This window comes from Streptomyces sp. NPDC006265, from assembly GCF_040613555.1.
Lineage (GTDB): Bacteria > Actinomycetota > Actinomycetes > Streptomycetales > Streptomycetaceae > Streptomyces.
The window spans coordinates 1-11,915 of sequence record NZ_JBEXSH010000187.1 but is presented as its reverse complement, the minus strand read 5'-3'; the positions used below and the strand labels follow the sequence as shown (position 1 = coordinate 11,915).

Below are 11,915 nucleotides of genomic sequence, written 5' to 3'. Positions count from 1 at the left end.
GCCGTGAAGGAGCTTGGAGGAGGCGGAGGACGTGGCGCCGGCGAAGTCGCCGGCGTCCACCAGAGCCACCCTGAGGCCGGACTGCGCGGCGTGCCAGGCGGTGGAGATGCCCAGGATGCCGCCGCCGATCACGAGAAGGTCGTACGACGCCTTGGAGAGCTGCTCCCTGGTCTCGGCTCGGCTCGGGTTCGAGCCGGAGGCCGGGTGCGTCCCCAGGGCAGGCACGGACTGCAGGGTGGACTGACTGGTCATGCTGTTTCTTACTCCTCGTCCTCGAGCCAGCCCATGGTCCGCTCGACGGCCTTGAGCCAGTTCTTGTACTCACGGGCGCGGGTGTCCGCGTCCATGCGGGGGGTCCACTCGGCGGCCCGCCGCCAGTTGGCGCGCAGGTCGTCGGTGCTGTTCCAGAAGCCGACGGCGAGACCGGCGGCGTAGGCGGCGCCGAGGCAGGTGGTCTCGGCGACCATCGGGCGCACCACGGGGGCGTCCACGAAGTCGGCGAGGGTCTGCATCAGCAGGTTGTTGGAGGTCATGCCGCCGTCGACCTTCAGGGCGGCCAGCTCGACGCCGGAGTCCTTGGTCATGGCGTCGGCGATCTCGCGCGTCTGCCAGGCGGTGGCCTCCAGGACGGCACGCGCGAGGTGCGCCTTGGTGACGTACCGGGTCAGGCCGGCGATCACACCGCGGGCGTCGGAGCGCCAGTACGGGGCGAACAGGCCGGAGAAGGCCGGCACGAAGTAGGCGCCGCCGTTGTCCTCGACCGACAGGGCGAGGGTCTCGATCTCGGCGGCGGTGGAGATCAGGCCCATCTGGTCGCGCATCCACTGCACCAGCGAACCGGTGACCGCGATCGAGCCCTCCAGGGCGTAGACCGTCTTCTGGTCGCCGATCTTGTAGCCGACGGTGGTCAGCAGGCCGCTGTAGGAGTTGATGATCTTGTCACCGGTGTTCATCACCATGAAGGTGCCGGTGCCGTACGTCGACTTGGTCTCGCCCTCGGCGAAACAGGTCTGGCCGAACAGGGCCGCCTGCTGGTCGCCGAGCGCCGAGGCGACCGGGATGCCGCCGAGCAGGTCGCCCAGCTTTCCGCCGGTGATCTCGCCGTAGACCTCGGCGGACGAGCGGATCTCGGGCAGGATCTGCTGCGGGACGCCGATGGACTCGCAGATCTTGTCGTCCCACTGCATGGTGTGCAGGTTCATGAGCATCGTGCGCGAGGCGTTGGTGACGTCCGTCACGTGCTTGCCGCCGTTGGGCCCACCGGTCAGGTTCCAGATGACCCAGGTGTCCATGGTGCCGAAGAGGATGTCGCCCGCCTCGGCGCGCTCCTTCAGGCCGTCGACGTTGTCGAGCAGCCAGCGGGCCTTGGGGCCCGCGAAGTAGGAGGCCAGGGGCAGGCCCGTCTCGCGGCGAAAGCGGTCCTGGCCGACGTTGCGGCCGAGCTCGCGGCAGAGGGCGTCGGTGCGGGTGTCCTGCCAGACGATGGCGTTGTGGACGGGCTCACCGGTGTTCTTGTCCCACAGCACGGTCGTCTCGCGCTGGTTGGTGATGCCGATGGCCTTGATGTCGTCGCGGGTGATGCCGGCCTTCTGGATGGCTCCGGCGACGACTTCCTGGACGTTGGTCCAGATCTCGTTGGCGTTGTGCTCGACCCAGCCCGGCTTCGGGAAGATCTGCTCGTGCTCCTTCTGGTCGACGGAGACGATCCGGCCGTCCCGGTCGAAGACGATGCAGCGGCTGGAGGTGGTGCCCTGGTCGATGGCGGCGATGAAGGGGCCGGCGGTGTGCGCGTCGGTCACTGTGTCTCCTGGAAAGTTCCGTGTTTATGGGGCTTTACGTACGGCGCGTGCCGAGAGTTTCGCGAAGCGGCGGTAAATGCCGCTCCTAGGCGAACGCGACGTTGTAGATGCCTGCGGCGATGGCCCCGCCGAGGAGCGGGCCGACCACCGGAACCCAGGCGTAGCCCCAGTCGGAGCCGCCCTTGTTGGGCAGCGGCAGCAGGGCGTGCACGATGCGCGGACCGAGGTCACGGGCCGGGTTGATCGCGTACCCCGTCGGACCGCCGAGGGACAGGCCGATGGCGACCACGACGAGCGCGGTGATCAGGGCGCCCAGGTTGCCCAGGCCGTTGCCCTTGTCGTTCAGGCCCTGGGTGAGCACGGCGAGCACCAGCACGATGGTGCCGATGACCTCCGTCGCGATGTTCTGCCAGGCGACACGGACCTCGGGGCCGGTGGAGAAGACGCCCAGCACGGGGCCGGCACCCTTCTCCCGGGCCTCGACGGCCTTGACCTTGGTGGCCTGCGCACCCGGACCGCCGACTATCTCGCGGTCGGTGAGGTGCGCGTGGAACTGACCGTAATAGGCGATCCAGACCAGGGCCGCGCCGATCATGGCGCCGAGAACCTGTCCGGTCCAGTAGACCGGGACGTTCTTCCAGTCGCCGTCCTTGATGGCGATGGCCAGCGTCACGGCCGGGTTCAGATGGGCGCCGGACAGCGGCGCCGAGGTGTAGACGGCCGTGAGCACCGCGAAGCCCCACCCGAAGGTGATGGCGAGCCAGCCGGCGTTACGAGCCTTGGAGGCCTTCAGCGTGACGGCGGCACAGACGCCGCCGCCGAGGAGGATGAGTATGGCGGTACCGATGGTCTCGCCGATGAAGATGTCGGAGCTGGACACCCGCGACTCCTTTGTCCTACGTCCAGGGAAGTTCGATACCGGCCTGGCGTTGTCACACTCTAACGCGTATTGCCGGTAGCTGTTCGACAATGTCGACCGATGGACGGGAGTCTTGCTTCGGCGTTACGAGCACGTCAAGGGCTGTGTTGTCGAAAATACGATCGTTACTGATCGCCACGGTCCCAAGGATCTTTGCCGCAGGTGAGCGCGGGCATGCCGAGAACCGGAACGCCGTACGGCGCCCCGGTCCGCTCGGGTGCCCTCAGAACCGCCCGGCGCCCAGGTCCCGCGAGACCGCGCGGGCGCAGTCCCGCACCGCCGCGATCAGCTCAGGCCGCAGCGCTCGTTCCTCGTCGGACCGGCACAGCCGCTCCACGGCGCCGGTGATGCCGACCGAACCGACCGGCATGCGCCGCCGGTCGTGGATGGGGGCGGCGAGGGAGGCGACGCCCTCCCAGGTCTCCTCCACGTCCGCCGCGTACCCCCGGGCGCGCGTGACGTCGAGGATGTGCTCGAAGCCCTCCGGCTCGCACACGGTCCGGTCGGTGAACGCCTTGCGGTCGGCCTCCAGCGCCTCGCTGTGCGCCACCGGGTCGTAGGCGGACAGCACCTTGCCCAGGGCCGTGGAGTGCAGCGGCTGCATGGCCCCGATCTCCAGCACCTGCCGGCTGTCGTCGGGCCGGAAGACGTGGTGCACGATCAGCACGCCCTGCTGGTGCAGGACGCCCAGGTAGACGCTCTCGCCGCTGGAGCGGGCCAGGTCGTCGGTCCACACCAGGGCGCGCGCCCGCAGCTCGTGCACGTCGAGGTAGGTGGTGCCCAGGCGCAGCAGCTCGGCACCCAGCTGGTAGCGCCCGGAGGTGTCGTCCTGCTCCACGAAGCCCTCCTGCTGGAGGGTGCGCAGGATGCCGTGGGCGGTGCCCTTGGCCAGGCCCAGCGACGAGGCGATGTCCGACAGGCCGAGCCGCCGCTCGCCGCCGGCCAGCAGCCGCAGCATCGCGGCCGCCCGTTCGAGCGACTGGATGTTCCGTGCCATCGCCGTACTGCCTCCGTCCTCTTCGACCGCCGACAAGCGGCACCACAGCCCTCGTTCGGCAATGTCGAACACTACCGGTCCGTGCCGACCTCTCGCTAATGGCAGGTCGCTATTTTTGCGCCACCGGTGGCCGATGCGTCGCCCGGCGGCCGATCCGGCACCACCGGAGTCCGCCCCGTGGACGTGCTGCCCATCCAAGCCCACTCCCGGTTACGCTGGCGCGGTGCGCCCATCCCGGATGCCCTGTCGGCTCTCCGGGAAGCCGCAAAGCCGACAGCCGTCGCATCCGAGGGAGCCCTTTTCATGGCCTCGTTGCCGCCGACCCCTTCCGCAGACAGCCGGGCCCGTGTGTCCGCGCTCCGAGAAGCCCTGGCCACCCGTGTGGTCGTGGCCGACGGAGCGATGGGCACCATGCTCCAGGCGCAGGACCCCACGCTCGAGGACTTCGAGAATCTCGAGGGCTGCAACGAGATCCTCAACCTGACGCGCCCGGACATCGTCCGTTCGGTCCACTCCGAATACTTCGACGTCGGCGTGGACTGCGTGGAGACCAACACCTTCGGTGCCAACCTCAGCGCCCTCGGCGAGTACGACATCCCCGAGCGCGTCACCGAGCTGTCCGAGGCCGGTGCCCGGATCGCGCGCGAGGTGGCCGACGAGTTCACCCGCAGCACCGGACAGCAGCGCTGGGTGCTCGGCTCGATGGGACCCGGCACCAAACTGCCCACCCTCGGCCACACCACCTTCGGCGCCATCCGGGACGCCTACCAGCAGAACGCCGAGGGCCTGCTCGCCGGCGGCGCCGACGCGCTGCTCGTGGAGACCACCCAGGACCTGCTCCAGACCAAGGCCTCCGTCATCGCCGCCCGCCGCGCCATGGAGGCCACCGGCCAGTCCGTACCGCTGATCGTCTCCGTCACCGTCGAGACGACCGGGACCATGCTGCTCGGTTCCGAGATCGGCGCGGCCCTGACCGCGCTGGAGCCGCTCGGCATCGACATGATCGGCCTGAACTGCGCCACGGGCCCGGCCGAGATGAGCGAGCACCTGCGCTTCCTGTCCCGGCACTCGCGCATTCCGCTGTCCTGCATGCCCAACGCGGGCCTGCCGGTGCTGACCAAGGACGGCGCCCACTACCCGCTGACCGCGCCCGAGCTGGCCGAGGCCCAGGGCACCTTCGTCCGGGACTACGGCCTCTCCCTCGTCGGCGGCTGTTGCGGCACCACCCCGGAACACCTGCGGCAGCTGGTCGAGCGCGTCCGGGACGCCGCCCCGACCGAGCGCGCCCCGCAGCCCGAGCCGGGCGCCGCCTCCCTGTACCAGTCCGTGCCATTCCGGCAGGACACCTCCTACCTGGCCATCGGCGAGCGCACCAACGCCAACGGCTCGAAGAAGTTCCGCGAGGCCATGCTGGACGGCCGGTGGGACGACTGCGTGGAGATGGCCCGCGACCAGATCCGCGAGGGCGCGCACATGCTCGACCTGTGCGTGGACTACGTCGGCCGCGACGGCGTCGCCGACATGGAGGAGCTGGCCGGCCGCTTCGCCACCGCCTCCACCCTGCCCATCGTGCTGGACTCCACCGAGGTCGACGTCCTCCGGGCCGGTCTGGAGAAGCTCGGCGGCCGCGCGGTGATCAACTCGGTGAACTACGAGGACGGCGACGGCCCCGAGTCCCGCTTCGCCAAGGTCACGGCCCTCGCCCAGGAGCACGGCGCCGCCCTGATCGCGCTCACCATCGACGAGGAGGGCCAGGCCCGCACCGCCGAGAAGAAGGTCGAGATCGCCGAACGGCTCATCGACGACCTGACCGGCAACTGGGGCATCCACGAGGAGGACATCCTCGTCGACTGCCTGACCTTCACCATCTGCACCGGCCAGGAGGAGTCCCGGGGGGACGGCATCGCCACCATCGAGGGCATCCGCGAACTCAAGCGGCGCCACCCGAAGGTGCAGACCACGCTCGGCCTGTCCAACATCTCCTTCGGTCTCAACCCGGCCGCCCGCATCCTTCTGAACTCCGTCTTCCTCGACGAGTGCGTCAAGGCGGGCCTGGACTCGGCGATCGTGCACGCGTCGAAGATCCTGCCGATCGCCCGCTTCAGCGAGGAGGAGGTCCAGACCGCCCTGGACCTCATCCACGACCGCCGCGCCGAGGGCTACGACCCGCTGCAGAAGCTCATGCAGCTGTTCGAGGGCGCCACCGCCAAGTCCCTCAAGGCCGGCAAGGCCGAGGAGCTGGCCGCCCTGCCGCTGGACGAGCGCCTGAAGCGGCGCATCATCGACGGCGAGAAGAACGGCCTCGAAGCGGACCTCGACGCGGCCCTGGAGGAGCGGCCCGCGCTCGACATCGTCAACGAGACCCTGCTGGACGGCATGAAGGTCGTCGGCGAACTGTTCGGCTCCGGCCAGATGCAACTGCCGTTCGTCCTGCAGTCCGCCGAGGTCATGAAGACGGCCGTCGCCCACCTCGAACCCCACATGGAGAAGACCGACGAGGCCGGCAAGGGCACCATCGTGCTCGCCACCGTGCGCGGCGACGTGCACGACATCGGCAAGAACCTCGTCGACATCATCCTGTCCAACAACGGCTACAACGTCGTCAACCTCGGCATCAAGCAGCCGGTCTCCGCGATCCTGGAAGCAGCCGAGGAGCACAAGGCCGACGTCATCGGCATGTCCGGCCTGCTGGTGAAGTCCACGGTGATCATGAAGGAGAACCTGGAGGAGCTCAACCAGCGCGGCCTGGCCTCCGGCTACCCGGTCATCCTCGGCGGCGCCGCCCTCACCCGCGCCTACGTCGAGCAGGACCTGCACGAGATCTACCAGGGCGAGGTCCGCTACGCCCGCGACGCCTTCGAAGGCCTGCGCCTGATGGACGCCCTCATCGGCGTCAAGCGGGGCGTGCCCGGCGCGAAGCTGCCCGAGCTCAAGCAGCGCCGGGTCAGGGCCACCGCCCCGGCCGCGGCGGAGGAGCGCCCCGAGGAGGGGCACGTCCGCTCCGACGTCGCCACCGACAACCCCGTCCCCGAGCCGCCCTTCCGCGGCACCCGCGTGATCAAGGGCATCCAGCTCAAGGAGTACGCGAGCTGGCTCGACGAGGGCGCCCTGTTCAAGGGCCAGTGGGGCCTGAAGCAGGCCCGCACCGGTGAGGGACCGTCCTACGAGGAACTCGTCGAGAGCGAGGGCCGGCCCCGGCTGCGCGGCCTGCTGGACCGGCTCCAGACGGAGAACATGCTGGAGGCGGCCGTCGTCTACGGCTACTTCCCGTGCGTCTCCAAGGACGACGACCTGATCATCCTGGACGAGCAGGGCAACGAGCGCACCCGCTTCACCTTCCCGCGTCAGCGCCGGGGCCGCCGCCTGTGCCTGGCCGACTTCTTCCGCCCGGAGGAGTCCGGCGAGACCGACGTCGTCGGCCTCCAGGTCGTCACCGTCGGCTCGCGCATCGGCGAGGAGACCGCGCGGCTCTTCGAGGCCAACGCCTACCGCGACTACCTCGAACTGCACGGGCTGTCCGTGCAGCTGGCCGAGGCGCTCGCCGAGTACTGGCACGCCCGCGTGCGCTCCGAGCTCGGCTTCGCCGGCGAGGACCCCGACGAGATGCAGGGCATGTTCGAGCTGAAGTACCGGGGCGCCCGCTTCTCCCTCGGCTACGGCGCCTGCCCCAACCTGGAGGACCGGGCCAAGATCGCCGACCTGCTCGAACCGGAGCGCATCGGCGTCGAGCTGTCCGAGGAGTTCCAGCTGCACCCCGAGCAGTCCACGGACGCCATCGTGATCCACCACCCGGAGGCGAAGTACTTCAACGCCCGCTGAGCCGTCCCACCGGGCACACGGGCCAAAAGAGGCGCTTCGTCCGCGCACGACGTAGACTGGTCGGTCCACCGCAGGCCGGTTCCCCTCGTGGGAGCCGGCCTGAACGTCCCTCAAGGAGGTACGTGGATGACCAGTACGGTCCCCGCGCTCGGAACCCGCACAGCCGAAGGATCGGCCCTCCAAGCCGTGCTCCTCGACATGGACGGCACCTTGGTGGACACGGAGGGCTTCTGGTGGGACGTCGAGGTCGAGGTCTTCGCCTCCCTCGGCCACACGCTCGACGAGTCCTGGCGCCATGTCGTGGTCGGCGGCCCCATGACCCGCAGCGCGGGCTTCCTCGTCGAGGCCACCGGCGCCGACATCACCCTCGACGAGCTCACCGTGCTCCTGAACGACGGCTTCGAGGCCCGCATCGGCCGCGCCCTGCCGCTGATGCCGGGCGCCGGGCGGCTGCTCGCCGAGCTGTACGAGTACGAGATCCCCACCGCCCTCGTCTCCGCCTCCCACCGGCGCATCATCGACCGTGTCCTGACATCGCTCGGCGCCCACCACTTCGGCCTGACGGTGGCCGGTGACGAGGTGCCGCGCACCAAGCCGCACCCCGACCCGTACCTGGCCGCCGCCACCGGGCTCGGCGTGGACCCGGTACGGTGCGCCGTCATCGAGGACACCGCGACCGGGGTCGCCGCCGCCGAGGCCGCGGGCTGCCATGTCGTGGCCGTGCCCTCCGTTGCCCCCATCGCCCCGGCCCTGCGCCGCACGGTCGTGACCTCCCTCGAAGAGGTCGACCTGACATTTCTGCACGGGCTGATGACGGAAATGCGCTAGGCGTTCACCCAGCGTGCAGCGGTGTTAGGGCGGCAATTCCGAAGGTGAATTCGAACCCCGACGGACGAGCGAATTCCCGTACCTCGGAACCTGTTTACGCATGTGACGTTCCCCACGCGGTCCGGGGTCGACAGTCGATCCGGCGTGTGCTGCGCACCCCCTCCAGGGGGCTGCGGGCGTGCCCTTGTGTCCCGATTGATGGAACGCTGTACCAAAGCTTCCACTGTCGGGCCTTCGGTCTGTCCACGCCCGGTTCCGCAGCGTGATGGGTGCTCAACTCCGGTGGCTGTGAACCCTCCTGCCGGCCCCGACTAATCTCGTCGCGAGAACATCGCCCTACCCCCGTGATCCGCTGCGCCACCCCTGCATGCCGGGTACACGGAGTCGACAGCTCTGGAGAAACTCGAGCATGAACCGCAAGACTTTGGTGCTGCCGGCCGTGATCGGCCTGCTCGCGCCGGTGCTCGCCTCCTGCGGCGGGTCCGACAGCGGGAGCGGCGACAGCGGCGCGATCGTCGTCGGCACCACGGACCGGTTCACCGCCTCGAAGGACGCCCCCGCGCCTCTCGACCCCGCCTACGCCTACGACGTCGGCACCTGGAACATCCTGCGCCAGACCGTGCAAACCCTGATGATCCAGCCGCGCGGCGAGGGCGAGCCCGTACCGGAGGCCGCCGAGCGGTGCGGCTTCACCGACACCGGCAACGAGCGCTACGCCTGCACCCTTCGCGACGGCCTGAAGTTCGCAGGTGGCAACGCTGTCACGGCGGCCGATGTGAAGTACTCCATCGACCGCGCCCGGTCCCTCAAAGCCGACAGCGGCGTGTTCGCGCTGCTGTCCACCATCGACACCGTCGAGACGCAGGGCGACCGCGAGGTCATCTTCCATCTGAAGACCGCCGACGCGACCTTCCCGTACAAGCTGTCGACCCCGGTCGCCGGCATCGTCGAGCCCGACGACTACCCGAAGAACAAGCTGCGCGACGGCTTCGACCTGGAGGGCTCCGGCCCGTACACCTTCAAGGCCGACGTCGAGAACGGCGAGCTGGTCAAGGCCGAGTTCACCAAGAACCCCGACTACAAGGGGACCATCGAGGTGAACAACGACAAGGTCGACATGGTCTCCTTCAAGGACGCCGACGCCATGGGCGAGGCACTGGACAAGGGCGACATCGACCTGATGACCCGCGCCATGTCGCCGGATCAGATCCGCAAGCTCGCGGGCGACGCGGACACCGACGTCGACCTCGTCGAGATGCCCGGCCTCGAGATCCGCTACCTCGGCTTCAACACCGACGCCCCGACGGTGAAGTCCAAGGCCGTGCGCCAGGCCATGGCCCAGATCGTCAACCGCAGCGCACTGATCTCCAAGGTCTACGGCTCCCAGGCCGAGCCGCTGTACTCGCTGGTCCCGGCCAGCGTCACCGGCCACTCCAACTCGTTCTTCAACAAGTACGGCGAGCCCAGCGTCACCAAGGCCCGTTCCCTGCTCAACCAGGCGAACATCACCACGCCCGTGAAGCTGACGCTGCACTACACCACCGACCACTACGGCCCGGCCACCAAGAAGGAGTTCGAGGTCCTGCGCGAGCAGCTGAACTCCAGCGGCCTGTTCGACGTCGACATCAAGGGCACCCCCTGGGACACGTTCCGCCCGGCCGAGAAGAAGGGCGAGTACGACGTCTACGGCATGGGCTGGTTCCCGGACTTCCCGGACGCCGACAACTTCCTCGCGCCGTTCCTCGACACGGACAACACCCTCGGCTCGCCGTACGACAACAGCCGCATCCGCAACACCCTGATCCCGGAATCCCGCCGTGAGGCGGACCGGCTGTCCGCCTCCTCCAGCCTGACGGACATTCAGGACATCGTCGCCGGCGACGTGCCGGTGCTGCCGCTGTGGCAGGGCAAGCAGTACGTCGCCGCCCGCGACGACGTCACGGGTACCGCCTACGCGCTCAACTCCGCCTCGACACTCCAGCTGTGGGAGCTCGGGCGGGGCGTGAGCGGCTGACGCACCCGCTGGATCCCCGGGGCCTGCGACCGCGGCCCCCGGGGAGCCGTGCCCCGGAGCCAGGGACATGCTCCGGGAGTTCTCGAGAACCGACGACAAGGCACACACGTGAAGATACGCAACCAGTGGCCGGTCCTGCCCATCATGGCGGGCCTCGCCTCCGGACTGCTGACCGGCTGCGGCACGGAGAGCGGAGACTCCGCGGGGGACGGCTCCAACGTGGTGGTGGGGATGTCCGACGACGTCCTGGCCACGGACCCGGCCTCCGGCTACGACCCCGGCTCCTGGCTGTTGTTCAACAACGTCTTCCAGTCGCTGCTGAGCTTCCCCAAGGGCGCCACGGAACCGCAGCCCGAGGCCGCCGAGAGCTGCGCGTTCACCGATACGCAGACCACGGTCTACACGTGCACGCTGAAGGACGGCCTCAAGTTCAGCAACGGTGACGAGCTCACCTCCGAGGACGTCAAGTTCTCCTTCGACCGCATGCTGAAGATCAACGACCCCGACGGGCCCGCGATCATGTTCCCCATGCTGGACAAGGTCGAGACCCCGGACAAGAAGACGGTCGTCTTCCGCCTCAACACGGCCGACGCCACCTTCCCGAGCAAGATCGCCTCCGGTGCCGGCTCCATCGTCGACCACGGCCAGTACGACGCGGACGGGCTCCGCAAGGACGGCAAGGCGGTCGGCTCGGGCCCCTACCAGCTCGACTCCTTCGACGACGGGCAGGCGGTCTTCTCCGTCAACGAGAACTACAAGGGCACCGCCAAGGTGAACAACACCGGCGTGACGCTCAAGTTCTTCGACGGCGACCAGACAGCCCTGAAGCAGGCCATCCAGAACGGGGATGTCGACATCGCCTACCGCGGTCTCACCGCGGGCGACATCGCCGACACCGAGAAGGCCGACGACGGCACCGGCGCCGAGGTCGTCGAGGGCAGCAGCGCCGAGGTCCAGCACCTGGTGTTCAACATGGACGACCCGGTCGCCGGAAAGCTCGGCGTCCGCAAGGCCATCGCCCACCTGCTCGACCGCGAAGCCCTCATCAAGAACGTCTACCAGGGCACCGCCGCCCCGCTGTACTCGATCATCCCGGCCGGCATCGCGGGCCACAACACGGCCTTCTTCGACACCTACGGCGCCCGCCCGTCCAAGGCGAAGGCCCAGGCCGCGCTGCGCGAGGACGGCATCACCGGCAAGGTGAAGCTGACCCTCTGGTCGACCCCGTCCCGCTACGGCCCCGCGACCGACCAGGAGCTGAACGCCATCGCCGGCCAGCTCAACGCCAGCGGCCTGTTCGACGCCAACGTCAAGTCCGTCTCCTTCGGCCAGTACGAGAAGGACATCGCGGCCGGCAAGTACGGCGTCTACGTGAAGGGCTGGGTGCCGGACTACCCCGACGCCGACAACTTCACGGCTCCCTTCTTCGGCAAGGGCAACGTGCTGAGCAACAACTACGACAACGGCACGACCAGCATCGGGGTCATGATCCGCTTGCCGTTCTCGGCGATGAACAGCTTGGTGCCGTGATAGCGGTCG

General features: G+C 68.9%; 7 protein-coding genes and 1 pseudogene. 4 read left to right on the top strand and 4 right to left on the bottom strand.

Translation table 11 applies throughout. The annotated features are described in order from the left end of the window. From ABZ281_RS17520 to ABZ281_RS17505, 4 genes are all read right to left on the bottom strand, one after another. Positions 1-252 (bottom strand): FAD-dependent oxidoreductase (locus tag ABZ281_RS17520; protein WP_356656394.1); only part of this gene is annotated, 252 nt, incomplete at its 3' end. 8 nt (positions 253-260) lie between these two features. Continuing rightward, positions 261-1,799, bottom strand: a complete 1,539-nt coding sequence (glpK, locus tag ABZ281_RS17515; RefSeq protein ID WP_356656392.1) for a glycerol kinase GlpK — start codon at positions 1,797-1,799, stop codon at positions 261-263. Positions 1,800-1,884: 85 nt separating this feature from the next. Beyond that, the gene (locus ABZ281_RS17510) at positions 1,885-2,679 is read right to left on the bottom strand and encodes an MIP/aquaporin family protein (protein ID WP_356656390.1); all 795 of its coding nucleotides are present in this window, start codon (positions 2,677-2,679) and stop codon (positions 1,885-1,887) included. Positions 2,680-2,941: 262 nt separating this feature from the next. After that, positions 2,942-3,715 (bottom strand): IclR family transcriptional regulator, encoded by a 774-nt coding sequence (locus ABZ281_RS17505; RefSeq protein WP_356656388.1) that lies wholly within the window; start codon positions 3,713-3,715, stop codon positions 2,942-2,944. Between the two features lie 303 nt (positions 3,716-4,018). On the opposite strand from ABZ281_RS17505, the gene metH reads away from it, so the two are divergent. The 4 genes and pseudogenes from metH to ABZ281_RS17485 all read left to right on the top strand — a co-directional run. Continuing rightward, positions 4,019-7,534 carry a methionine synthase gene (gene metH / locus ABZ281_RS17500; RefSeq protein WP_356656386.1) on the top strand — a complete coding sequence of 1,172 codons (3,516 nt, stop codon included), beginning with the start codon at positions 4,019-4,021 and terminating at the stop codon, positions 7,532-7,534. A gap of 126 nt (positions 7,535-7,660) precedes the next feature. Beyond that, positions 7,661-8,362, top strand: a complete 702-nt coding sequence (locus tag ABZ281_RS17495; RefSeq protein WP_356656384.1) for an HAD family phosphatase — start codon at positions 7,661-7,663, stop codon at positions 8,360-8,362. 409 nt (positions 8,363-8,771) lie between these two features. Beyond that, positions 8,772-10,376, top strand: coding sequence for an ABC transporter substrate-binding protein (locus ABZ281_RS17490; protein ID WP_356656382.1), 1,605 nt, complete (start codon positions 8,772-8,774; stop codon positions 10,374-10,376). Positions 10,377-10,484: 108 nt separating this feature from the next. Continuing rightward, a pseudogene (locus ABZ281_RS17485) lies at positions 10,485-11,840 on the top strand (ABC transporter substrate-binding protein); the annotation flags it as partial. Positions 11,841-11,915: the final 75 nt, after the last annotated feature.